General features: G+C 71.0%; 22 protein-coding genes. 12 read left to right on the top strand and 10 right to left on the bottom strand.

The window, feature by feature from the left end:
• Nucleotides 1-12: 12 nt before the first annotated feature.
• The 7 genes from E3T37_RS15510 to E3T37_RS15480 are packed head-to-tail and all read left to right on the top strand — an operon-like array spanning nt 13 to nt 6,232.
• Nucleotides 13-1,551 (top strand): MmgE/PrpD family protein, encoded by a 1,539-nt coding sequence (locus E3T37_RS15510; RefSeq protein WP_134368172.1) that lies wholly within the window; start codon nt 13-15, stop codon nt 1,549-1,551.
• Nucleotides 1,551-2,462 (top strand): methylisocitrate lyase, encoded by a 912-nt coding sequence (prpB, locus tag E3T37_RS15505; protein ID WP_134368171.1) that lies wholly within the window; start codon nt 1,551-1,553, stop codon nt 2,460-2,462. Before E3T37_RS15510 ends, prpB begins: the two co-directional genes overlap by 1 nt.
• Nucleotides 2,463-2,496: 34 nt before the next feature.
• Complete coding sequence (locus tag E3T37_RS15500; protein WP_134368170.1) at nt 2,497-3,627, top strand: bifunctional 2-methylcitrate synthase/citrate synthase; 1,131 nt, start codon at nt 2,497-2,499, stop codon at nt 3,625-3,627.
• A gap of 14 nt (nt 3,628-3,641) precedes the next feature.
• Nucleotides 3,642-4,217, top strand: coding sequence for a phosphoribosyltransferase (locus tag E3T37_RS15495; protein ID WP_134368169.1), 576 nt, complete (start codon nt 3,642-3,644; stop codon nt 4,215-4,217).
• Nucleotides 4,214-4,933 (top strand): Type 1 glutamine amidotransferase-like domain-containing protein, encoded by a 720-nt coding sequence (locus E3T37_RS15490; RefSeq protein WP_134368168.1) that lies wholly within the window; start codon nt 4,214-4,216, stop codon nt 4,931-4,933. The genes E3T37_RS15495 and E3T37_RS15490 overlap by 4 nt, the downstream gene beginning before the upstream one ends.
• Before the next feature lie 7 nt (nt 4,934-4,940).
• Nucleotides 4,941-5,627, top strand: a complete 687-nt coding sequence (locus tag E3T37_RS15485; protein ID WP_134368167.1) for a uracil-DNA glycosylase — start codon at nt 4,941-4,943, stop codon at nt 5,625-5,627.
• Nucleotides 5,628-5,653: 26 nt separating this feature from the next.
• Entirely contained in the window at nt 5,654-6,232 is a 579-nt protein-coding gene (locus E3T37_RS15480) for a GNAT family N-acetyltransferase (protein ID WP_174235713.1), read from the top strand.
• 23 nt (nt 6,233-6,255) lie between these two features.
• Here E3T37_RS15480 and E3T37_RS15475 read toward each other — a convergent pair whose 3' ends face one another.
• Complete coding sequence (locus E3T37_RS15475) at nt 6,256-7,086, bottom strand: SDR family oxidoreductase (protein ID WP_134368166.1); 831 nt, start codon at nt 7,084-7,086, stop codon at nt 6,256-6,258.
• Between the two features lie 39 nt (nt 7,087-7,125).
• On the opposite strand from E3T37_RS15475, the gene E3T37_RS15470 reads away from it, so the two are divergent.
• Both E3T37_RS15470 and E3T37_RS15465 read left to right on the top strand, forming a co-directional pair.
• Complete coding sequence (locus E3T37_RS15470; protein WP_134368165.1) at nt 7,126-7,488, top strand: hypothetical protein; 363 nt, start codon at nt 7,126-7,128, stop codon at nt 7,486-7,488.
• 45 nt (nt 7,489-7,533) lie between these two features.
• A complete protein-coding gene (locus E3T37_RS15465) occupies nt 7,534-8,970 on the top strand; it encodes an amidase (RefSeq protein WP_134368164.1) in 1,437 nt (478 codons plus the stop codon).
• Nucleotides 8,971-9,085: 115 nt separating this feature from the next.
• On the opposite strand, the gene E3T37_RS15460 is transcribed toward E3T37_RS15465, so the two are convergent.
• A complete protein-coding gene (locus E3T37_RS15460) occupies nt 9,086-11,197 on the bottom strand; it encodes an MMPL family transporter (RefSeq protein ID WP_134368163.1) in 2,112 nt (703 codons plus the stop codon).
• Between the two features lie 62 nt (nt 11,198-11,259).
• On the opposite strand from E3T37_RS15460, the gene E3T37_RS15455 reads away from it, so the two are divergent.
• The 3 genes from E3T37_RS15455 to E3T37_RS15445 all read left to right on the top strand — a co-directional run bounded on the left by E3T37_RS15455 (nt 11,260) and on the right by E3T37_RS15445 (nt 13,953).
• On the top strand, nt 11,260-11,838 hold the full coding sequence (locus E3T37_RS15455; protein WP_241978717.1) for a MarR family winged helix-turn-helix transcriptional regulator: 579 nt from the start codon (nt 11,260-11,262) through the stop codon (nt 11,836-11,838).
• An 85-nt stretch (nt 11,839-11,923) separates the two neighbouring features.
• Nucleotides 11,924-12,460 carry a Fur family transcriptional regulator gene (locus E3T37_RS15450; protein WP_134368162.1) on the top strand — a complete coding sequence of 179 codons (537 nt, stop codon included), beginning with the start codon at nt 11,924-11,926 and terminating at the stop codon, nt 12,458-12,460.
• Nucleotides 12,457-13,953, top strand: coding sequence for a catalase (locus E3T37_RS15445; RefSeq protein ID WP_134368161.1), 1,497 nt, complete (start codon nt 12,457-12,459; stop codon nt 13,951-13,953). Before E3T37_RS15450 ends, E3T37_RS15445 begins: the two co-directional genes overlap by 4 nt.
• Before the next feature lie 130 nt (nt 13,954-14,083).
• Here E3T37_RS15445 and E3T37_RS15440 read toward each other — a convergent pair whose 3' ends face one another.
• From E3T37_RS15440 to E3T37_RS17715, 8 genes are all read right to left on the bottom strand, one after another.
• Complete coding sequence (locus tag E3T37_RS15440; RefSeq protein WP_134368160.1) at nt 14,084-14,506, bottom strand: DUF302 domain-containing protein; 423 nt, start codon at nt 14,504-14,506, stop codon at nt 14,084-14,086.
• A 131-nt stretch (nt 14,507-14,637) separates the two neighbouring features.
• Nucleotides 14,638-15,480, bottom strand: a complete 843-nt coding sequence (locus E3T37_RS15435) for an SDR family NAD(P)-dependent oxidoreductase (RefSeq protein WP_134368159.1) — start codon at nt 15,478-15,480, stop codon at nt 14,638-14,640.
• Nucleotides 15,481-15,510: 30 nt separating this feature from the next.
• Nucleotides 15,511-15,870: a Fe-S oxidoreductase gene (locus tag E3T37_RS15430; protein ID WP_134368158.1), complete on the bottom strand. Its 360-nt coding sequence runs from the start codon at nt 15,868-15,870 to the stop codon at nt 15,511-15,513.
• A gap of 221 nt (nt 15,871-16,091) precedes the next feature.
• Nucleotides 16,092-17,540 carry an NAD(P)/FAD-dependent oxidoreductase gene (locus E3T37_RS15425; protein ID WP_134368157.1) on the bottom strand — a complete coding sequence of 483 codons (1,449 nt, stop codon included), beginning with the start codon at nt 17,538-17,540 and terminating at the stop codon, nt 16,092-16,094.
• 81 nt (nt 17,541-17,621) lie between these two features.
• On the bottom strand, nt 17,622-18,440 hold the full coding sequence (locus E3T37_RS15420) for a crotonase/enoyl-CoA hydratase family protein (RefSeq protein WP_241978718.1): 819 nt from the start codon (nt 18,438-18,440) through the stop codon (nt 17,622-17,624).
• Between the two features lie 129 nt (nt 18,441-18,569).
• Nucleotides 18,570-19,403: an arginase family protein gene (locus tag E3T37_RS15415; RefSeq protein WP_134368156.1), complete on the bottom strand. Its 834-nt coding sequence runs from the start codon at nt 19,401-19,403 to the stop codon at nt 18,570-18,572.
• 120 nt (nt 19,404-19,523) lie between these two features.
• The gene (locus E3T37_RS15410; protein WP_134368155.1) at nt 19,524-20,255 is read right to left on the bottom strand and encodes a PspA/IM30 family protein; all 732 of its coding nucleotides are present in this window, start codon (nt 20,253-20,255) and stop codon (nt 19,524-19,526) included.
• Nucleotides 20,256-20,335: 80 nt separating this feature from the next.
• Complete coding sequence (locus E3T37_RS17715) at nt 20,336-22,411, bottom strand: TPM domain-containing protein (protein ID WP_134368154.1); 2,076 nt, start codon at nt 22,409-22,411, stop codon at nt 20,336-20,338.
• Nucleotides 22,412-22,416: the final 5 nt, after the last annotated feature.

Below are 22,416 nucleotides of genomic sequence, written 5' to 3'. Positions count from 1 at the left end.
TCGAAAGGATCCATCGTGCAGCTTCACCACGTTCGTGTTCACCGCAGTGACGAGAATCTCGCCCGGACGGACCAGCTCGCCTGGAAGATCGCCGAAGTCGCCGCCGACCCGGTCGCGGTCACGGACGAGGTGACCGAGATGATCATCAACCGCGTCATAGACAACGCCGCGGTCGCCGCGGCGTCGCTCACCCGTCGCCCGGTGGTCGCCGCCCGCTCGCAGGCGCTGGCGCATCCGCGGTCCTTCAACGGCGTCGGCGCGACCGTGTTCGGGGAGCAGCGCTCCCGCCGGGTGTCGCCGGAGTGGGCCGCCTGGGCCAACGGCGTGGCCGTGCGCGAGCTCGACTACCACGACACCTTCCTCGCCGCCGAGTACTCCCACCCCGGCGACAACATCCCGCCCGTCGTGGCCGTGGCCCAGCACCTGGCCAACGCCCGCGGCCTGAGCGGGAGCGACCTGGTGCGCGGCATCGCCACCGGGTACGAGATCCAGATCGACCTGGTCAAGGGGATCAGCCTGCACGCGCACAAGATCGACCACGTCGCCCACCTCGGCCCGTCGGCCGCGGCCGGAATCGGCACCCTCCTCGGCCTCGACGTCGAGACCATCTTCCAGGCCGTCGGCCAGGCGCTGCACACCACGACGGCCACCCGGCAGTCGCGGAAGGGCGAGATCTCGAGCTGGAAGGCGCACGCCCCGGCCTTCGCCGGAAAGATGGCGGTCGAATCCGTCGACCGCGCGATGCGCGGCGAAACCAGCCCCACCCCGATCTACGAGGGCGAGGACGGCGTGATCGCCTGGCTGCTCGACGGTCCGGACGCCGCCTACGAGGTGTCGCTGCCGGAGGCGAACGAAGCCAAGCGCGCCATCCTGGACAGCTACACCAAGGAGCACTCGGCCGAGTACCAGGCGCAGGCCTGGATCGACCTGGCCCGGAAGCTGCACCGCGAGCACCCCGAACTGGTCGACCCGGCGAACATCGCCTCCGTGGTCATCCACACCAGTCACCACACCCACTACGTGATCGGCTCGGGCGCGAACGACCCGCAGAAGTACGACCCGACCGCCAGCCGCGAAACCCTCGACCACTCCATCCCGTACATCTTCACCGTCGCACTCCAGGACGGCAGCTGGCACCACGTGGACTCCTACCGGCCCGAACGCGCCAATCGTGCCGACACGGTGGCCTTGTGGAACAAGGTGACCACGACGGAAGACCCGGAGTGGACCCGCCGGTACCACTCCCTCGACCCGGCCGAGAAGGCATTCGGCGGCCGCGTGGAGATCGAGCTCACCGACGGCACCCACGTGATCGACGAGATCGCCGTCGCCGATGCCCACCCGCTCGGCGCCAAGCCGTTCGGCCGCGCCGAGTACATCAACAAGTTCCGTACCCTCGCGGCGGAGGTGCTGGAGGAGGGCGAGATCGTGCGCTTCCTCAGCGCCGCCGAGCGCCTGCCGAAACTCGGCGCCGGCGAACTCGGCCAGCTCACCATCGTGGCCCGCAACGGCCTGCTCGCCTCCCTCCCCACCCCGAACGGAATCTTCTGATGTTGTACTCGACGCTCACCCCGGCCGACAAACGCGCCGGGTTCCGCGCGGCACTGGCCACCGGCCGGCTGCTGCGCTTCCCGGGAGCCTTCAACCCGCTGTCCGCCCGGCTGATCGCGGCCAAGGGATTCGAGGGCGTCTACATCTCCGGCGCCGTGCTCTCGGCCGACCTCGGCCTGCCGGACATCGGCCTGACCACCCTGACCGAGGTGGCCGGACGCAGCCAGCAGATCGCCCGGATGACCGACCTGCCGACGATCGTCGACGCCGACACGGGCTTCGGCGAGCCGATGAACGTAGCCCGCACGATCCAGACCCTCGAGGATGCCGGCCTGGCCGGCATGCACATCGAGGACCAGGTCAACCCGAAACGGTGCGGGCACCTCGACGGCAAGCAGGTCGTGGACGATGACACGGCGGCCAAGCGCATCCGAGCGGCCGTCGACGCACGGCGCGACCCGAACTTCCTGATCATGGCGCGCACCGACATCCGTGCCGTCGATGGATTGGCCGCGGCGGTCGACCGGGCGAAGAAACTCGTCGACGCCGGTGCGGACGCGATCTTCCCCGAGGCGATGGCGTCGCTGACCGAGTTCGCGGCCATCCGTGCCGCCGTGGACGTGCCGGTGCTGGCGAACATGACCGAGTTCGGCAAGGGCGAGCTGTACACGACCGCGCAGCTGGCGGACGTGGGCATGAACATCGTGATCTTCCCGGTCTCGCTGCTCAGACTCGCCATGGGCGCCGCCGAGCGCGGACTCGACACCATCGAGGCGGAGGGCTCGCTGACCACCCTCCTGCCGGAGATGCAGCACCGCGCCAAGCTGTACGAGCTGCTCGACTACGAGTCCTACAGCCACTTCGATTCCGGCGTCTTCAACTTCACCCTCAACCCGAACGTCGCCTCGTAGCGACATTGCATTTTTCTCTACGCAAAGGAGCGACATGAGTCAGAACGAACCGACGGTCTTCAAGGGCCTGGCCGGCGTCGTGGTGGACCGGACCGCAGTGTCCAAGGTCAACCCCGAATCGAATTCCCTGCTGTACCGCGGCTACCCGGTGCAGGAACTGGCGGCGCAGAAGAGCTTCGAGGAAGTGACGTACCTGCTCTGGCACGGTGAGCTGCCGACCGAGGCGCAGCTGGCCGAGTTCGAGGAGCTGGAACGGGGCTTGCGCCACCTGGCCCCCGCGGTGAAGCGCGTCATCGACGAACTGCCGATGACCGCCCACCCCATGGACGTGGTGCGCACCGCCGTCAGCCTGATCGGCGCCAACGACCCGGATGCGGCCGACCCGTCACCGGAGGCCAACCGGGCGAAGGGGCTGCGCCTCTGGGCGCAGATGCCCGCGATCGTGGCCTACGACCAGCGCCGCCGCCACGGCCTGGACCTGGTCGAACCCCGGGACGACCTGGGCTACTCGGCCAACTTCCTGTTCATGACCTTCGGCGAGGTGGCGGAACTCGTGGTCGTGAACGCGTTCGACGTGTCGATGATCATGTACGCCGAGCACTCCTTCAACGCGTCGACCTTCACCGCCCGGGTGATCACCTCGACCATGTCCGACCTGCACTCGGCGATCACCGGTGCGATCGGCGCGCTCAAGGGGCCGCTGCACGGCGGCGCCAACGAGGCCGTGATGCACATCTTCGACGAGATCGGTTTCGGCCCGGGAGCCGGGGAACGCGCGGAGACCTGGCTGAATGAGACCCTCGCCGCCAAGCGCAAGGTGATGGGCTTCGGCCACCGCGTCTACAAGCACGGTGACTCCCGGGTGCCGACCATGCAGACCGCGCTGCTCACGCTGGTCGAGCACTACCAGCGGCCCGACCTGCTCGAGCTCTACGATTCCCTGGCCGCGGGGATGACGGCGCGCACCGGCATCCAGCCCAACCTGGACTACCCGTCCGGGCCGGCGTACCACCTGATGGGGTTCGACACGCTCACCTTCACGCCGATCTTCGTCGCGGCGCGCCTGGCCGGCTGGACGGCGCACATCATCGAGCAGACCGCGGCCAACGCACTGATCCGGCCACTGTCGCTCTACAACGGCCATGAGGAGCGGCACCTGTCGTGACCTAGCATTGGACAATGGCATTCGACGCGGACGACGCAGCAGCAGACCTGGCCGACACCCAACGGGAGGTCCTGGACTGGGGCGTGTTCGCTGACGCGTCCCGCCAGCTGGCGACGGACGTGCTTGCCAGTGGTTTTCAACCGGATGTCGTGATCGCCATCGCCCGCGGCGGGCTGCTGCTCGCCGGGGCGATGTCGTACGCGCTCGGCACCAAGAACTGCGGCAGCATCAACGTGCAGTTCTACACCGGGGTCGACGAGCGCCTCCCGGTGCCCGTTCTCTCCGGCCCCATGCTCGACGCGCCGTCCCTGACCGGCCTCCGGGTGCTTCTGGTCGACGACGTCTCCGACTCCGGGAACACGCTCGCCATGGTCGTCGCCCTGCTCCGCGAAGCCGCCTGCGAGGTGCGCACGGCGACCCTGTTCACGAAGCCGCGCACGGTGCTCGTGCCCGACTTCACCTGGTGCGAGACGGACCGCTGGATCGTGTTCCCCTGGTCTTCGCTGCCCGCCGTGACCGTCCCGGTGGACACCACCGCGCCTGCCGTCGCCGTCACCGCTGCTGCCGCTGCCGAGAAGGTCGTCGCGTGAGCGTTCACCTGGTCGGCGGGGGCTGGAACCCCGGAGCCTTCGCCGACGTCTTCGGCCCGTTCCTGGCCGAGGCCGGCCGCCGGGCGGAGGCCGCGGGCCGGGCCGAGCCACGCATCGCCATCATCGCCGTGCGGGACGGTGACGCGGCCGAGCACGCCGCGAACCTGGTCGAAGCGGTCGCCGCCGCCGGTGCTTTCGAGCCGAAGGTGACCGCCGTGGCCCACGGCGACACCGCAGCCCTGACGGCCGTGTCCGAGGTCGACGGCATCGTTGTCGGCGGCGGGCTCACTCCGGCGTACCTTGCGGCCGTCGCACCGATCGCGGGCGAGATCCGCCGCCAGGTGGCCGCCGGCATCCCCTACCTGGGTTTCTCGGCCGGAGCCATGATCGCCGCTGAGCGCGCCCTGATCGGCGGCTGGCGGATGGGCGGGGTCGAGGTCAGCGCCGAACACGCCGCGGAGGGCCTGGACGAGATCACGATCGAACCCGGCATCGGCCTGCTCGACGTCACCGTCGAGGTGCACGCCGCCCAGTGGGGCACCTTGTCCCGGCTGGTCGCCGCCACCGAGGCCGGCCTGATCGACGGCGGCCTGGCCGTCGACGAGAACACCGCGCTGGTCGTCGGCGAGGGCGCGCTCAGCGTCGTCGGAGCCGGCAGCGTCTGGCGGGTCAGCCAGTCCGACGGCGGCGTGCTCGTCAGCACCTTCGGCGCCTGACGCCGGGATGCCCTTCACCTTGCAGGCACTGGCGCGCAGCCGCGCCATGGATCCGGGCTGGGCCGCGGCACTCGAACCCGTCGGGCCCGAGATCGACGCCATGGCCGCGTTCCTGCAGGGCGAGACCCGGGCCGGCCGGCCCTGGCTGCCGGCGCCCGAGAACGTGTTCCGAGCCTTCGCCGAGCCGTTCGACGCCGTGCGCGTGCTGATCGTCGGCCAGGACCCGTATCCGACCCCGGGGCATCCGATCGGCCTGGCCTTCGCGGTCGACCCGCACGTGCGACCGCTGCCGCGCAGCCTGCAGAACATCTGCCGGGAACTGCACGAGGATGTCGGCGTCACGGCCGCCGACGGCGACCTCACGCCCTGGTCGCGCCAGGGCGTGCTGCTGCTGAACCGGGTGCTCACCGTGCAGCAGGGCGTGGCCGGGGCGCACCGCCGGAACGGCTGGGAAGCCGTCTCGGAGCAGGCCATCCGCGCGCTCGTCGCCCGCGACCGGCCCCTGGTCGCCATCCTCTGGGGGAGGGACGCCGCCACCCTCAAGCCGCTCCTCGGGGACACTCCCATGATCGAGTCCGCGCACCCCAGCCCGCTGTCGGCGCGGCGCGGATTCTTCGGTTCCCGGCCCTTCAGCCGGGCCAACGAGCAGCTCCGTCTCGCCGGGGCGGCCCCGGTCGACTGGTCGCTCGGGTAATCTGGAATCTCCCGGAGGAGTCAGCTGTGCTTGAAGAGGAATACCAGCCGCGTCGGCAATTGCCCCGGCATCTGCGACCCGCGCCCCCCGAGGAGGCGCCGTTCGAATACACGATGCGCGACGCGCAGATCACCGACCTGCCGTACATCCGGGAGATCTACAACTACTACGTGGCCAACAGCACGGTCACCTTCGACGTCGACCCGATGACCCTCGCCGCCTGGCGCAGCAAGTTCTACTACCTCGGCAAGCTCGGCATGCCCTTCATCGTCGCGGTGTCGCCGGCGGGGCAGCTCCTGGGCTACGCGCTGGTCAGCCCGTGGAAGGAGAAGCGGGCCTACCGGTTCACGGTCGAGAACTCGATCTACCTCGGCGCGGCCTCCACCGGCAAGGGGCTCGGCCGGGTGCTGCTGGGCGAGCTGATCGACCGGTCGAAGTCGGCCGGCCTCAAGGAGATCATCGCGGTGATCGCGGACCAGGGCGCCGACGCGTCGATCAAGCTGCACCGCGACTTCGGTTTCGACGAGATCGGCCGGATGGGCAAGGTCGGCTTCAAATTCGACCGCTGGCTCGGCACCGTGCTGATGCAGAAGAGCCTCAAGTAGCCTGACTCTCACGTAGCGCGGACTCAGCGCCCCGGGCGGCGGTGGCCCAGCGCGGACAGCCGGCCGACGAGGCCGAGCGAGAAGCGGTGCGGGAGGACGCCCACGATCCGGGCGAGAACGGCGTTGCGGCGGCCGCTGACCACGTACGGCGGCGGGTCGGCCAGGTCCAGCGCGTCGAAGGCGGTGCGCATCACGTCATCCACCGTCAGGACCCGCCGGAACCGGTGCACGTTGCCCGCGATGCCGGCGAACTCGGTGGCGACGGGGCCGGGGCAGAGGGCGGTGACCTTGAGCCCGCCGGCCCGGGTCTCGGCCCAGAGCGCCTCGGTGAAACGCAGGACGAACGCCTTGGTGGCGCCATAGACCGCCATGTGCGGGACCGGCTGGAACGCGGCCGTGCTGGCCATGTTGACGAGGGCGGCGGAGCCGGGCCGTTCCCGGAGGGTTCGGAGCAGATCCGGCAGGAGCGCATGGGTGAGGTCCGTGAGGGCCTGCACGTTCAGAGCCACCTGCTCGTGCGCCCGGTCGGCGTCGGAATCCCGGACGTCGCCCCAGCTGCCGAATCCCGCGTTGTTGACGAGGGTGCCAACCGTGATGTCCCGGCTGTGCAGGTCGGCGACCAACTCGGTGACGGCGCCGGGGCGGGCCAGATCCAGGGGGATCACCGTCGACACGGTGCCGTACTTCTCGGCCAGTTCCACCGCGAGCTCTTCGAGGCGGTCCTGGCGGCGAGCGGTGAGCACGAGGTCCGCCCCACGCTCCGCCAGCTCGCGCGCGAACCCGCGGCCGAGGCCGCTCGAGGCGCCCGTGACGAGTGCGGTGGTGCCGATCGGGTTGAAGATTGTCCGCTTCATGCGGCAAGGCTAGTCCGTCGGGCCGCGTAGGGTCGGAGCATGACCGATGCTCCTCCTGACCTGCCCGAACGCCACACGGTGCTGCGGTCCTTCGCCGGCCATCTGGAGGCCGGCCCCGACGTGGTGTTCCGGCGGCTCGCGGCGGCCCTGGCTCCCAGAGGGGAAGCCGGCGGGACCCTGTACACGGATGCCGAGCGCCGCCTGATCGTGCTGCGGCGCGGCTGGTGGTATCGCGGCGAGTACCAGGTGCGGCCCGAGGACGAGACCGGTTCGCTCGTGCAGTACGAGATCGTCAACGTGGCGCAGCCCCTGCCGTGGGCCGCGACGTGGGCGGCGGCATCCGTGCTGCGTGCCGCGCCGCGCGCCTTCCAGGCGTTGCTGACCGGCCTCTCCCGCTCCTGAGCCGGTGTTGAGCCGGGGGGAGGGCGCGGTGACTAGGCTCGGGGGATGGCCGCTCCGCACGAACTGACCGCTCTCGAACAATGGCAGGCGCTGCAGCGCGGCGAGCTCAGCCCCGTCGAACTGACCGATCACTACCTCGGCCGGATCGAGGACCTCGATCCCTGCCTCGGCGCGTTCGTGACCGTCACGGCGGACGCCGCCCGGGAGCGCGCCCGGTTCGTGCAGGACCACGTGCCGCGCACGGCGCCGCTCTGGGGGCTGCCGTTCGGCGACAAGGATCTCCAGCGCCGCGCCGGCGTGCCGGCCCGGTTCGGGTCCCGGCTGATGCGGGACTTCGTGCCGGACGAATCCGACGGTCTGGTGCAGGCGCTCGACATGGCCGGCGGCGTGAGCCTGGGCAAGACGAACACCCCCGAGTTCGGGCTGCCCTCCTATACCGAGAGCCTCGCCTCGCCGCCCGCCCGCAACCCGTGGGACCGATCCCGCGGGGCCGGGGGCTCCAGCGGCGGGGCCGCGGTCGCCGTCGCGGCCCGCCTGCTGCCGTTCGCTCCCGGGTCCGACGGCGGCGGCTCCGTCCGGATCCCCGCGGCGGCCTGCGGACTCGTCGGCCTGAAGCCCTCGCGCGGCCGCGTGCCGACGTCCTCCGGCATCGACGCCCTCGGCGGCCTCAGCGTTGCCGGACCGCTGGCGCGGACCGTGACGGATGCCGCGCTCCTCCTCGACGCGATGGTCACGCCGCGGGGCGGGCATCCGAAGCACCAGTTCGCGCTGCGCCCGCCCGGCGACGACGCCCCGCTCCTGGCCGCCGCGGTGCGCGGCGAGGGACGATTCCAGCTCGGGGTGATGACCGCATCCGCGTGGGACGACGCCTACCCGATCGAGATCGCGCCGGAGGCCCTGGCCGCGCTGGCGACGGCCACCGACGAGTTCGCGGCCCTGGGCCACGGCCTGGAGGACACCGCGCTCGAACCCGACGACAGCTACTCGCCGGCCTTCCGCACGATCTGGCAGGCCGGAGCCGCGGGCATCCCCGCCGAGACGCCGGCGGAGGAATCGCTGCTCGAACCGCTCACGCTCTGGCTGATGCGCCGCGGGCGTGCCCTGTCGGCCCGTGACCTGGCCGAGGCGCTCGCCGCCCTGGCCGCCTACGAGCGCTCGTTCATCCGTCAGCTGTCACGCTTCGACGCGGTGCTCACGCCGGCCCTCGCGCTGACGCCCCGCCCGCTGGGCTCGTATGACCAGGCGGACGGGGAACGCAACTTCGCGCAGCAGGTGCAGTACACGCCGTTCACCTCGATGGTCAATGTGACCGGGCTGCCCGCGATCGTGCTGCCGGTCGCCCAGACCGGGGAGGGCCTGCCGATGGGGGTGCAGCTGATCGGGCGGCCGGGCGGCGAGGCCACCCTGCTCGCCCTCGGCGCGCAGCTCGAGCGCCGCCTGCGCTGGCAGCACCGCACGCCGCCCGAGCCCCGGCGTCCCTGAACCAATTCGACGGAGAAACTGCTTTAAAAACACGATTACGGACTGTTTGGGACCGATTCGGGCAAAATCTCCGTCGAATTCGTTAGGAGCGGGGCCGGGCGCGCGGGCTCGCCGGCTAGACGCGCTGCGTCGTGCGGGGGGCCGCGGCGCTGGACGGACGCTCGGCCGGTGCCGCGTTCGCGGCCGGGCGGGACGGCCACCAGAACCGGTCGCCGGTGAGGAACACCAGCGCGGGCACCACCAGGGTGCGCACCACCAGGGTGTCCAGCAGCACGCCGATGCAGACGATGACACCGATCTGGGTCAGCGCCACCACGGGCAGCACGCCCAGCACCGCGAAGACGGCGGCGATCAGGATGCCGGCGCTCGTGATCACCGCGCCGGTCGACGAGAGGGCGCGAACCATGCCCTCCTTCGTGCCGTGCGCCATGCTCTCTTCCCGGGCCCGGGTGGTGAGGAAGATGTTGTAGTCCACGCCCAGGGCCACAAGGAACAGGAACGCGAACAGCACCACGTTCGTGTTGAAGGCCGGGAAGCCCATCAGGTTCTGAAAGATCCAGTTGGAGGCGCCGAGGCTGGCGAAGAAGGTGGCCAGAACGCTCCCGATCAGCAGCACGGGGGCCACCAGCGACCGCAGGAGCAGGGCCAGGATGGCGAACACGATGGCCAGGATCATCGGGATGATCAGGTCCTGGTCGGACCTGGCGCTCGTCTTGTTGTCCAACGCGGTGGCGTCGCTGCCGCCGACCAGCGCCTTCGACGCCTCGCCGGGCGCGTCGGCGTAGACCCCGCGGAGGTTTCCGATGGTGGCGAAGGTCGCGTCGCTGCCCGGTTCGCTCGCGAGGGAGAGATTGAGGCGGGTCAGGCCGTTCGCGCTCTCGCCCGGCTGCACTGAGTCGATGCCGGGGGTCTGTTCGGCGAGCGTGCCGGCCTCGGCGGCCGCGGCATCCGGTACCAGAACGATGGTCTGGCTGGTCAGACCGGCCGAGAAGGATTCTTCGACGATGGCCTGCGCCTGAACGGACTCGGGCTTGCCGAGCAGTTGGTCGGCCTGGGAGAGGCCGACGGATGCGCCGATCAGCCCGAGGCTGAGGGCGCCGAGCCCAACGATGGAGACGGCAGTGATCAGCACCGGTCGTCGCTGCACGCCGCGGCCGAGCCGGGTCCAGAACCCCGGGCGCAGCTCGGTGCCGGCCCCCGGCACGAACCGCGGCACGAACGGCCAGAACAGCCCGCGCCCGCAGACCACGAGCGCGGCCGGCAGCACGATCAGGGCGAAGAGGATGGCGATGACCACGCCGATCGCGCAGGCGAAGCCGAGCGCGCGGTTGCCCGACAGTTCCGCGAACAGCAGGGTGAGCAGGCTCAGCGCCACCGTGCCGCCGCTGGCCGCGATGGCCGGGCCGGCGCCGCGGACCGCGGTCAGCATGGCGTCGTTGCGGCTCTCGGTGCGGAGCAGTTCCTCGCGATACCTGGCCACGAGCAGCAGGGCGTAGTTGGTGCCGGCGCCGAAGACCAGCACCGACTGGATGCCGGCCACCGACGGGTCGAGGGTGATGCCGAACGGTTGCGCGAGGGCGCCGACGACGACCGCGGCGAGGCCGTCGGCCAGGCCGACGACGACGAGGGGGACGATCCAGAGCACCGGGCTGCGGTAGGTCACGATCAGGAGCACGGCCACCACGATCACGGTGACGAGCAGCAGTCGCAGGTCGGCCCCGGCGAAGGCGTTGGTGATGTCGGACTGGAACCCGACGGCCCCGGTGGCATAGGCGGTCAGACCCGCCGGGAGATCCTTCGACGCGGCGGCACGGATGTCGGCGGCCGTCTGCCCGATGTCGGCGTTGGCCGTGTCCGCATCCAGGGGCACGACGCTGAGGGCGGCCTGCTGGTCCGAGCTGAACTGCGGCGTCGTGGCCCGCGGCGCGGTGGACTGCTCGCCGAGGGCGGCGCCGCGCTCGGTGATCGCGGCGATGTCCGCGTCGGTCAGCTCGGCGCCGTCCCGGCTCCAGACCACGATGGCGGAGGTTTGCTTCGCGGAGGGGAACTCGGTGAGGAGCTTGTCGACCTGGGCGGCCTGGCTCGAGGAGGGGAGGCCCGAGCTGGGAAACTCCTCCGAATCATTGGCCGGGAGGAGCGTGAACAGCAGGCCGACGGCGACGGCCGTCGCGGCCAGGACGATCCAGGCCGTGCCTCGACCGGTGATGAACCGCAGAATCGCAATCACGATTTCCTCCAATTAGCCTGATTGCTAGGCGCCCTAGCTATGTCTCGTAATAGTATGGCCATATGGATGAACGCCGCAAGTTCGTTCCCGGGTCTGAGACGGGCGCTTCCGGTGCGCCCGCAGGCGTCACCCCGGCCACTGCCGCCCGCCCGGGCCCGGCCGCTGCCTCACTGCCGCCCGCCGCCGCGATCGGAGTCTGTCTGCACGAGATCGTGCAGCTCTCGCGCGCCTTTGAACGCCAGGTCGGGCAGGCCCTCGAGGTGAACTCGACCGACCTCTCCGCGATGGAGCACCTGATGCAGGAGGGGCCGCTGACCCCGAGCGAGCTGTCGCGCCGCCTGGACATCTCGACCGCGGCGACCACCCTCGTGGTCGACCGCCTGGTCGCACTCGGGCATGCGCAGCGGCATCCGCACGCCTCGGACCGCCGCAAGGTGGTCGTGGTGCCGGCCCCCTCGTCGGTGGTCCGCGCCTTCGAGGAGCTGCGGCCCGTGATCGGCGGCGTGGCCGCGCTGGCGGAAGACCTGTCGGCGGCCGAGCGGAACGTCGTTGCGGAGTTCCTCGCGCGGGTCGTGGGTGTCTATCGCGACTCCCTGCTAGACGGCGGGCCGGCGCTGCCCGGCAGTCGCCCCGCGGCCTAGCCGAGACCGGCCCGCCCGCCGCGGGCGGGGCGTGGTGAGGGTGGCCTTGTTTTGAGGGAATCAAAACAACTGTTAGCGTGGAGGCATGACGGGGACAGAGGTGACGCAGGCCGGGGCGCCGGAGCCCCTCGACGCGAGCATCCGTGCGTCGAACCTCAAGGTCACCGCGCCCCGCCTGGCCGTGCTCCGGGCCTTGACGGATGCCCCGCACTCCACGGCAGAACGGCTCTTCACTGCCGTGCGGCTGCAGCTTCCCGGCACGTCCCTGCAGGCGGTCTACGGTGTTCTGGCGGCCTTCACCGCTGCCGGAATCGCGCGCAAGATCGAGCCCGCCGGGTCCTCGGCCCTGTTCGAGCGCCGGGTCGGCGACAACCACCACCACATCGTCTGCACCCGCTGCAACGCCGTGCACGATGTGGACTGCGCCGTGGGCGACGCCCCCTGCCTCACTCCCGCCAACGCGTCCGGCTTCGCCGTGCACACGGCCGAGGTCACCTACTGGGGCCTCTGCCCCGACTGCCAGAGCGAAGCGGCCGGCACCGACCCCACCCCGATCGGCGCCACGCCGGTCGACCCCACACTTACCGCACCTGCCCAGCTGTCGAACAAAGGAGCACGATGACTATCAAGCCCACCACCACGCAGACGGGAACCCCCGTCGCCAGCGACGAGCACTCCCTGACCGTCGGAACCGACGGTGTCACGGCCCTGCACGACCGGTACCTGGTCGAGAAGCTAGCCCAGTTCAACCGGGAGCGCATCCCGGAGCGCATCGTGCACGCCAAGGGCGGCGGAGCACACGGCGTCTTCGAGGTCACCGGGGACGTGTCCGCGTACACCCGCGCCGCGGTCTTCCAGCCCGGCACCACCACCGAGACCCTGCAGCGCTTCTCCAGCGTCGCCGGCGAGCAGGGCAGCCCCGACACCTGGCGCGACGTGCGCGGCTTCTCGGTGAAGTTCTACACCTCCGAGGGCAACTACGACATCGTCGGCAACAACACCCCGGTGTTCTTCATCCGCGACGGCATCAAGTTCCCCGACTTCATCCACTCGCAGAAGCGCCTGCCGGGCTCCGGCCTGCGCGACGCGACCATGCAGTGGGATTTCTGGACTCTGTCCCCGGAGTCCGCGCACCAGGTCACGTACCTGATGGGCGACCGCGGTCTGCCGCGCTCGTGGCGCGAGATGCCCGGCTTCGGCTCGCACACCTACCAGTGGATCAACGCCGCCAGTGAGCGCTTCTGGGTCAAGTACCACTTCACCTCCAACCAGGGCAACATCGAGATGGAGGGCTCGGAGGCCGAGCTCATCGCCGGCGCCGACGCCGACTACTACCGTCGCGACCTCTCCGACGCCATCGATGCCGGCGACTTCCCCTCCTGGGACGTGTCGGTGCAGGTCATGCCCTACGAAGAGGGCAAGACCTACCGCTACAACCCGTTCGACATCACGAAGGTCTGGCCGCACGCCGACTTCCCGCTGATAAAGATCGGCACGCACACCCTCAACCGCAACCCGGAGAACTTCTTCGCCGAGATCGAGCAGGCGGCCTTCTCCCCGGCGAACTTCGTTCCCGGCATCGCGGCCAGCCCCGACAAGATGCTGATGGCGCGCATCTTCTCCTACCCGGACGCCCAGCGATACCGCGTCGGCACGAACTTCGCCGAGCTGCCCGTCAACGCGCCGAAGTCGCCGGTGAATAACTACTCGCAGGATGGCGCGGCGCGCCACCACTACAACCCGCCGACCGCGCCGAACTACGCGCCAAACTCGCTCGGCGGCCCGGTGGCCGACCCGCTGCTCGCGGCGGAAGGCGGCTGGGAGAACGACGGCGAGCTCCTGCGCGCCGCGGCGAAGCTGCGCAGCGATGACAGCGACTTCGGCCAGGCCGGCACGCTGTACCGCGACGTCTACGACGACGCGGCCAAGGCACGTTTCCTGGACACGATCACCGGCGCCATCAGCGGGGTCCAGCGCCCCGAGGTGACCGAGCGGGCCATCGCGTACTGGACCAGCGTCGACGCCGACCTCGGCGTGAAGCTGCGCGCGAACCTCGCGACCTGGGCCGAAGCCGACCTGCTGGCCGAGGCCGCATCCGGTTACCCCGTCGAGTAGCGGGACCCGCGGCACCGCGGCATCCGTTCGCACGCAACGCCCGGTCTCTCTCGAGGCCGGGCGTTGCGCGTGCCCGGGGCGCCGCCCGGATGGGCACGCGGAGGGGCAGGCACGCGTGGAGTCGCCGGCTTCAGGCGCGGGCCGGGCCGCCCTGCACCGCGAGGAGGGCGGCCCGCAACCGGCTGTCCGCATCGGCCGCGACGGACGCGATCTCCGGGGCGTGGCTGAGCTGCACCATGATGGCTGGATTGATGGCTTGCACGGTGGTGGCTTCGGCGTCGGGACCGCGTCGCACGACCACATTGCAGGGGAGCAGGGCGCCGATCTCGGGGTCGGCCATGATCGCCCGCCGTGCCAGCCCCGGGTTGCAGGCGCCGAGAATCAGATAATCGCCGACCGTCTGGGCCGCGTCCGCGCCGAGTTTCTCCGCGAAGGTGGCGTGCACGTCGATTTCAGACAGCACCCCGAAGCCCTGGGCGGCGAGGGCCACCCGGGTCAGCTGGACCGCCTCGTCGAACGGTGCGTCCACCGTGATCGTGTGTGCGTAGGTCATCGTGTCCTCCTGTCGGCCGGGCCCGCGTTCAGGGTCGGGCGGCCTGTTCTGGAACCATCATGCGCGCCAGACCACCCGCGCGCCACCGCGCCGGGTGACCAACACGAATCCGGTGTGAATCGCGCGTGGATCTAGCCGGGCAGGGGCGCGGCGTGCCCGGTGACCAGGGCGGCGCTCTGCTCCCAGAGCGCCGCGGCCAGGGCAGGGTCGTAGGCCTGCTTGTTGGCCTTCTGGATGACGCGCTTCTCGTAGTACTCGCCTGACACCCAGTCGGTCCCGGGCTTCGCGGTCGCCAGCCAGACCAGGGTGTCGGCGCCCTGTTCCGCCCCGAGCAGCAGTCGCTTGAGCGGGGTGCGGTAGATCAGCCGCATCAGGGTGGTCGACCCGGTGGAGAAGCTCGTCGCGACCACGCCGGGGTGGAAGGCGGCCGTGCTGATTCCCTGGTCGTGGAAGCGGTGGTGGAGCTCTCTGGTGAAGAGGATGTTCGCGAGCTTGCCGTCGCCGTACGCCTTGTTGGCGGAGTACTTCGTCTCGGCCTGCAGATCGTCGAGGTCGATCTTTCCGAAGAGCAGGTTGGCGGCGCTGGACGTGTTGATCACCCGGGCCTGGCTGGCGACGAGCCGCTCCATTAGCAGCGTGGTCAGCAGGAAGGGGGCCAGGTGGTTGACCTGGAAGGTCAACTCGTAGCCATCGACGGTCGTTTCGCGATTGCCCATGATGCCGCCGGCGTTGTTGGCGAGCACGTCGATCCGGGGGTAGCGTTCCAGCAGCTGCGCCGCGAGGGTGCGCACCTCGTCCAGGCGGGCGAAGTCGGCGACGAAGAAGTCCGCGCCGAGCTCCGCGGCCACGGCGGCGGTCTTGGCGGGGGAGCGGCCCACGATCACGACGCGGTCGCCGTCCCGGCCGAGGGCGCGGGCGGCGGCGGTGCCGATCCCGTCGCTGGCGCCGGTGATCAGGATTGTTCGTGCGGTCATTCTGGTCCCCCTGGGTCGAGTGATTCGGTGTTACCTGGCATAGCCGCCCTTCTCGAGGCCGGCTTCGATCTCGAAGCGGTTGCGCAGCGGATTGCGGCCGGCCACCAGGTAGAGCAGCGGAAAGACCATGCCGAAGCGCTGCCACTGGCGTTTGTGCACGGCCTCGTGCTCGAGGATCGCCGTCGACACGTTCTGGTTGGTCAGGTAGCAGGCGCCGACGCAGGATCCGCCGCGGCCGAAGGTCCAGGCGGGCATCCCACGGAAGACGACGAGGCCGCCTCGGCGCTCGACCGTGCCGGTGCTCCAGATCGAAGCCCAGACCAGGCCCACCGTGGTGGCGTAGAGGTAGCCGGCCCGGCTGATGGGGGAGTCGAACAGGATGCGGCGCACCCCACCAGCGTAGGCGGCCCCCGCGGCAGAAGGCTGAGTATCCGATGATCCTCGACGGTGACGCTCGACTGTGACTCCGCGGCGCAGGTTGAGCGTGGCGGCGGTGGTTCTAGCCCGCGCCCGCGTCCACAACGTGCGCCGCGACGGGCGGGAGCCTTCGGGGCACGAGGGCGAGGGGGCCGAGGGGACGGGGGACGGCGGCCGGCGGCCCGGCCCGCCGATCAGGGGCGCCCGTACTCCTCGAGCAGGCGCAGCCAGACCTCGCTCAGGGTCGGGTAGCTCGGAACGGCGTGCCACAGCCGGCGGATCGGCACTTCGCCGACCACGGCGATGGTCGCCGCGTGCAGCAACTCCGCGACATCCGGCCCGACGAAGGTGACGCCGAGCAGAACCTCGCGGTCCAGGTCCACGATGGCACGCGCCGACCCGGTGTAGTCGTCGGCGTGCACGGATGCCCCGGCCACCCAGCCGAGGTTGTAGTCCAGCACCCGGATGTGGAACCCTGCCCTCTCGGCAGCGTCCCGGGTCAGCCCGACAGACGCGACTTCGGGGTCGGTGAAGGTGACCTGCGGCACGGCCGCATGGTCGGCGGTGGCGGCGTGGGTGCCCCACGGTTGGTCGTCGACGGGCGTGCCGGCGGCCCGGGCCGCGATCACATCGCCGGCCGCCCGCGCCTGGTACTTGCCCTGGTGGGTGAGCAGGGCCCGGTGGTTGACGTCGCCGGTGGCGTAGAGCCAGGCCCCGGCCAGCTCGGGGGAGGAGCCCTGCACGAGCAGGGTGTCGTCGACCTCGAGCCAGTCGCCCGGGACGAGGCCGACCGTCTCCAGCCCGACGTCCCGGGTGCGGGGCAACCGGCCGGTGGCCACGAGCACCTCGGTCGCGGTGACCCGGGTGCCGTTGGAGAGGGTAAGGGTCACGTCGCCGTCACCGTTGCGGGCGGCCCCGGTGGTCGAGACGCCGGTGAGCACGGTGACGTCGCCGGCCCGCAGCGCCGCCGTGACGAGTTCGCCGGCGAAGGGCTCCTGTGTGCTCAGCAGGCCTCCGCGCACGATCATGGTGACCTCCGCGCCGAGGGAGGCGTACGCGGTGGCCATCTCGGCGGCGACCACGCCGCCGCCGATGATGGCCAGGCTGTCCGGGATGCCCCGGGCGCTGGTCGCCTCGCGGCTGGTCCACGGCGAGACGGAGGCCAGGCCGGGGATGTCCGGCAGCAGGGCCGCGGATCCCGTGCTGATGACCACCGCGTGCGTGGCGGTCAGCACGGTCGCCCGGCCGTCGGCGGAGGTCACGGTCACCTCGCGCACGCCGCTGAGGCGGGCGTGGCCGCGCACCAGGGCGATCCCGGCCTTCTCCAGCCAGCGAACCTGGCTCTCGTCCGACCAGTCGTGCGTGATGGCGTCGCGGCGGCGCAGCACCGCCGCGACATCCACGTCGCCGGTCACAGCCTCGACGGCCCCGCCCACACGCCGGGCTGCGGCCAGGGCGGCGCCGCTGCGCAGCAGGGCCTTCGATGGCATGCAGGCCCAGTAGGAGCACTCGCCGCCGACCAGTTCGGCCTCGACGATGACGGTGCGCAACCCGGACGAGCTGGTGCGGTCGGCGACGTTCTCACCCACGGCGCCGGCGCCGATCACGATCACGTCATAGGTGCTGCTGCTGGCGGCGGGCATCCGTCTCTCCTCGGTCAGTGGTGCGGTCAGTACTTCGGTCAGTGCGTCGGTCAGTGCGTCGGTCGGTGCTTCGGGAGCGGCTCAGCGGCCGACGAAGGTCGCGGGCTTCCGGGTCACGAAGGCTTCCATGCCGATGAGGGAATCTTCGGTCGCGGCCAGGCGGGCCAGGGCTGGCTGCAGCTCCGCCTCGGCGGCCGCGGCGCCGTCGCGCACGGCGGTGCGGGCGTTCGCGAGGGTCGCCTGCACGGCGAGCGGCGCCTGGGCGGCGACCCGCTCGGCCAGTTCCAGCGCACGGTCGAACTGGGTGCCGTCCGGCACGACCTCCTGCACGAGACCGATCCGGTGAGCCTCCGCGGCGTCGAACATGTCGCCGGTGAGGAGCCAGCGCATCGCATTGCCCCAGCCGGCGGCGCGCGGGAAGCGAATGGTGGCGCCGCCGAACGGCAGGATGCCGCGGGCCACCTCGATCTGGCCGAACCGGGTCGACTCGGCCGCGACGGAGATGTCGCTGGTGAGCATGAGCTCGATGCCGAGGGTGAGGCAGGTGCCCTGCACCGCCATCACCACCGGTTTGGACACGCTCCGCCCGTCGACCTGCCACGGGTGGATGCCGCCTTCGGGCACCATGTCGAGGCCGTCCGGCCCGATCCTCGGCCCGACGTCCGCCAGGTCGAGACCGGCCGTGAAATGGTCGCCGACGGCGTAAACGAGGCCGACCCGCAGCTCGGGGTCGCGTTCGAGCTCACCGTAGGCGAGGGCCAGCTGCTGCAGCAGGGCGAAGTCGGCGGCGTTGCGCTTCTCCGGTCGGTTGAACCCGATCAGGAACACGTGTCCGCGCCGCTCCGTGATGATCCTTGGTTCGGGACCGGACTGCTCGGAACCGGAAATCTGCTCGTTCACGGATGCCTCCTTTGGCGTCGTGACGCTCGGCGCGTCGGTCCTATGCTACGGGTGTGCCGCCGGGTCGGTGAGCGCAAGGCCGGGTCAGAGCGGGTTAATGGGGCCTCGGTCGAGACCGGGCCGACTTCGTCAGCGGGTCAGGGCGCCGATGATGCGCAGGATGCTGGGGAGGTCGTCGCTGGCCGCTTCCGGTGACGACGGCGAGAAGCCGGCGATGGTGGCTCCGGCCAGCTCGAAGTTCGCCCGCAGGGCGGTGATCGCCGCGTTCAGCGCCTCGACGCTCAACCCGAACGGGTACAGGTCGGCCAGGCCGCCCAGCACGGACGGGTCCAGCACGTTCAGGTCCAGGTGCAGGTAGAACGCCGTTGCCCCGGTGGCGAGCACGGCGGCGACCAATGCATCGGGGGTGTCCAGGTCCTCGATCGGGAGGCTCACGATCCGAAGTTCCTGAATCAGGTCGGCTTCGGCCGGGTCGATGTCCCGGGCGCCGCCGATCACGACCCGCTCCAGCGGGATGCGGTCGTCGGCGCCGAGGGTCAGACCCTCGGCCCCCTCGCCGGTGATGGCCCGCAGCACCATGCCGGCGAACCCGCCGGAGGGCGAGGACTCCGGGGTGTGCAGGGCCGGGTGCGCGTCGAGCCAGACCAGGGCCAGGTGACCCGGATGCTCCCGCGCGGCGTGTTCGACGGCGGCGAGGGAGATCCCGTTGTCGCCGCCGATCGTCAGCACCGCGTCGGTGCTGCCGCGGAGCGTGGCCGCGAGGCGCTCCCGCACCGTGACCAGGGTGGAGAAGCGGTCGATGCCGGTGCCCTGCGAATCTCCGGCCTCGACCGGCACGGGAACCTCCCGGGTCGCCGACGAGGGAAGGTCGCCCCGGATCGCCTCCGCCCCGTCACTCAGGCGCATCGCGCGCGGAGAAACCGAACCCTGCCACTGCGGCACAACAACGAAGGTGGGAGCCATCTCCTCAGTATGCTCCAAGACCCTGATTCCGCGGGAGATTTCTGCGGGCACAGAGACGGGCGCCGGCGGGATGTTCCCGTCGGCACCCGGTTGCGCCCCGAGCGGAGGCCCGGAGCGTTGCTACTGCGTGATGGAGCTGGTTCCGCCGGCCTTCATGGCGGCGAGCCGGGCGTCGACCTCGGAGAGCTCGCCGAGGTCTTCGAGGCTTTCGAACTGGGCGTCCAGGCTCGATGCGGCCAGCTCGTTGGCACCGCGCACGCGGGCTTCCTCGCGGCGGATCTTGTCTTCGAAACGGCTGACCTCGCTGGTGGGATCCATGATGTCGATGCTCTTGACGGCATCCATCACCTTGGTCTGCGCCTCGGCGGTCTTCGAGCGGGCGATCAGTTCGTTGCGCTTGGAGGAGAGCTGGTTCAGCTTCTCCTTCATCTTGTTCAGGCCGTCCTTGAGCTGGGCGACGACGGCGGTCTGCGAGGCGATCTGCGGCTCGGCCTGCTTCGCTTCCTTCTCGGACTGCATCTGGCGTCCGAGGGCCACCTTGGCGAGGTTGTCGAAGCGGTCCGCGTCGGCCGCGTTGCCGGCCGAACGCAGTTCATCCGCTTTGCGGCTGGCTGCCAGGGCCTTGCTGCCCCACTCGCTCGCCGCCTCGACGTCTTCGCGGTAATCGTCCTCGAGCAGGCGCAGATTGCCGATCGTCTCTGCGATGGCGCTCTCCGCGTCGGCGATGCTGTTGGTGTAGTCGCGCACCATCTGGTCGAGCATGCGCTTCGGGTCCTCCGCGGAGTCCAGAAGCGCGTTGATGTTCGCCTTGGCCAGCTGGGAGATGCGGCCGAAGATTGACTGTTTCGTCATTGCGGTGTCCTTTCGAATGTCCGGATGAACGGATGTTTCCATTGTGTCGGGAAGTGGTGTGAAACGGATGTGCCCGGCGCCTAGAACCTGCCCCCGCCGCCGCGGCGTGACCGGGCGCCCGCGCCGCCGAAACCGCCGGGGATGCCGAAGCCGCCGCCCCCGCCTCGGCGACCGCCCCCGCCCCCGCCGCCGAACATGCCGCCGCTCCGGCCGCCTCCGCCGCCGGACAGGATCGAGCTGATCAGGATGCCGCCGAGGATGGCGCCCATCGTGCCGTTGTCGCCGCCTCCGCCTCCGTAGCCGGCACCGCGGGCGCCCTGGCCGGCGAACCCGTCCACATCGTTTCGGGCGCGGGCGATGGCGTCCGCGGCGAGGGCGTTGGCGCGCTGGGAGGCCGCGAGGGCTGCGGGAGGGTCGGTGGCCGCCGTGGATTCGGCTTCGACCAGGAGCCGTCCCGCCTCGGCCAGCCGGGTCCGGGCCTCCGCGCCGACGGCCCCGCGGCGGGCGGTGATGAAGTCCTCCGCGGCCGACACCCGGCCGCGCGCCGCCAGCAGGTTCTGGTTCAGGGCGGCCTGGGCGCGCTGGGCCTGGGCGACGGCGTCCCGCACGCCCTGCAGCGCGGCATCCATCTGGGTGTTGGCGGCGTCGAGCAGGCGCATCAGTTCCAGCGGATTGACGTGGCCGGCGCCGAGCCGGGTTGTGACCTCGGCCAGCGTCTGCTCGGCCTGCTCGATCGCTCCGGGCAGCGCGGCCGACGCGGGGGTGTCGGTCGGCAGGCCGCGCGCCGTGATGATGTCGGACTGCAGCTCGGCGACCGTGCCGGCGACGCTCTGGTCGGCCGCCTGCAGGTCGGCACCCAGCCGGTCCACCGCGTCGAGCAGCAACGTCGCCTGGTCGACGGATTCCTCGGCGGCACGGATGCCGACGGCGGCGGCGGCCGTGTCGCCGCCGGCCAGCCGCGTTCCGCCCTCGGTCAGCGCGGTCGAGGTGAACGCCAGCCGCTCCCGGGCCTCGCGGGCGTTGTCGGCGACCGTGCCCAGCACTTCCTCGGAGTAGCGGGCCCCGAGCGCAGCGAGGGCGGCCTCGGCGGACGCCACTCGGTCGGAGACGGCGGCGGCCTTCCGGGCGACGGATGCCGCCATCTCCGGCGCGTTCTTCTCCAGCTGGCGCAGCTCGTCGAAGCTGTCGGCCTGCGCGTCCAGGGCGGCGTTGGCCTGGCCGCAGAGGTCGATGATCGCGCCGTACCAGGCCCGCTTCTGCTCCTCGGAGTCGGGGATGGCGTCGTCGAGCTGCTGCTGCAGTTCGAAGGCCTGGGTGAGCTGGGCCTTCGCCGTGACCAGGGTGGCCTGGAAGGCATCCGTGGCGGCGGCGCCGTACTGGGCGATCGCGAAGCCGAGTTCCTGCTCACTGGAACGGATCGCGTCGTCGGTCTGCACCAGGGTGCTCGCGGCGCGCCGTTTGAGTTCGGGGGTCGGCAGCGCCGGGAGCCCGGTCGCCGGAGCGCCCCCGGCGGACAGGGCGCCCTTGCGGCGGCCGCGGAGGACGAAGTACAGCACCAGGCCCACGATCAGGAGCACGATCACGGCGATGACCACGAACGCCAGGACGAGGAAGCCGCCGCCCCCGCCGGCCCCGCTGCCGCCGGGGGCGCTACCCGGCGTGATCGCGGGCGCGGTGACCGGTTGGCCCTGCAGGCTGGCGGCGAGGCCGTCGGCGGCCCCGATGGCGGCTCCCGCCCAGTCGTTCTCGCGCAGGGCCGGTTCGATGGCGACGGTCTCGACCTCGGTCAGCTGGGCATCCGTCAGGGCGAAGTCGGGTGCGACCGACAGCTGGTACTCCCGGTCGCCGGTGGCGACGGCCAGCAGCACGTCGTTCGTGCCCAGCCCGTTGTTGTCGGCGGTCTTGTCGGCCCACTGCGTGCGGTCTGAGACGCCGGTGAAACTGTCGACGTAGACCACGAAGAGGTCGGTTCCGGTGTCGGCATACAGCTTGTCCAGGGCCGCGGTGACCTCGTCGCTGCGTTCGGTGACGGCACCCGCCGGGTCGGCGATGTGGCTGGCCCCGAACGTGACCGGGTCCTCGGCCCACGCGACCGTGGGAGGGGCGCAGACGCAGGCCGCTGCCGCGACTACCGGGATCAGCCACCGTGACCGCATGGGCC

Source organism: Cryobacterium sp. TMT2-10, assembly GCF_004403075.1.
GTDB classification, from domain to species: Bacteria; Actinomycetota; Actinomycetes; order Actinomycetales; family Microbacteriaceae; genus Cryobacterium; species Cryobacterium shii.
Note: the sequence above shows the minus strand (reverse complement) of the source record. Positions and strands in the feature narration are given on the sequence as shown.

Bases quoted from the DNA above. Each gene is read 5' to 3' on its own strand.
- E3T37_RS15425 (WP_134368157.1), bottom strand. From the start codon at position 17,540: ATGCCCGCCGCCAGCAGCAGCACCTATGACGTGATCGTGATCGGCGCC.
- E3T37_RS15495 (WP_134368169.1), top strand. From the start codon at position 3,642: ATGGCATTCGACGCGGACGACGCAGCAGCAGACCTGGCCGACACCCAA.
- E3T37_RS15410 (WP_134368155.1), bottom strand. From the start codon at position 20,255: ATGACGAAACAGTCAATCTTCGGCCGCATCTCCCAGCTGGCCAAGGCG.
- E3T37_RS15450 (WP_134368162.1), top strand. From the start codon at position 11,924: ATGACGGGGACAGAGGTGACGCAGGCCGGGGCGCCGGAGCCCCTCGAC.
- E3T37_RS15500 (WP_134368170.1), top strand. From the start codon at position 2,497: ATGAGTCAGAACGAACCGACGGTCTTCAAGGGCCTGGCCGGCGTCGTG.
- E3T37_RS15440 (WP_134368160.1), bottom strand. From the start codon at position 14,506: ATGACCTACGCACACACGATCACGGTGGACGCACCGTTCGACGAGGCG.
- E3T37_RS15485 (WP_134368167.1), top strand. From the start codon at position 4,941: ATGCCCTTCACCTTGCAGGCACTGGCGCGCAGCCGCGCCATGGATCCG.
- E3T37_RS15445 (WP_134368161.1), top strand. From the start codon at position 12,457: ATGACTATCAAGCCCACCACCACGCAGACGGGAACCCCCGTCGCCAGC.
- E3T37_RS15465 (WP_134368164.1), top strand. From the start codon at position 7,534: ATGGCCGCTCCGCACGAACTGACCGCTCTCGAACAATGGCAGGCGCTG.
- prpB (WP_134368171.1), top strand. From the start codon at position 1,551: ATGTTGTACTCGACGCTCACCCCGGCCGACAAACGCGCCGGGTTCCGC.
- E3T37_RS15475 (WP_134368166.1), bottom strand. From the start codon at position 7,086: ATGAAGCGGACAATCTTCAACCCGATCGGCACCACCGCACTCGTCACG.
- E3T37_RS17715 (WP_134368154.1), bottom strand. From the start codon at position 22,411: ATGCGGTCACGGTGGCTGATCCCGGTAGTCGCGGCAGCGGCCTGCGTC.
- E3T37_RS15455 (WP_241978717.1), top strand. From the start codon at position 11,260: ATGGATGAACGCCGCAAGTTCGTTCCCGGGTCTGAGACGGGCGCTTCC.
- E3T37_RS15415 (WP_134368156.1), bottom strand. From the start codon at position 19,403: ATGGCTCCCACCTTCGTTGTTGTGCCGCAGTGGCAGGGTTCGGTTTCT.
- E3T37_RS15435 (WP_134368159.1), bottom strand. From the start codon at position 15,480: ATGACCGCACGAACAATCCTGATCACCGGCGCCAGCGACGGGATCGGC.
- E3T37_RS15470 (WP_134368165.1), top strand. From the start codon at position 7,126: ATGACCGATGCTCCTCCTGACCTGCCCGAACGCCACACGGTGCTGCGG.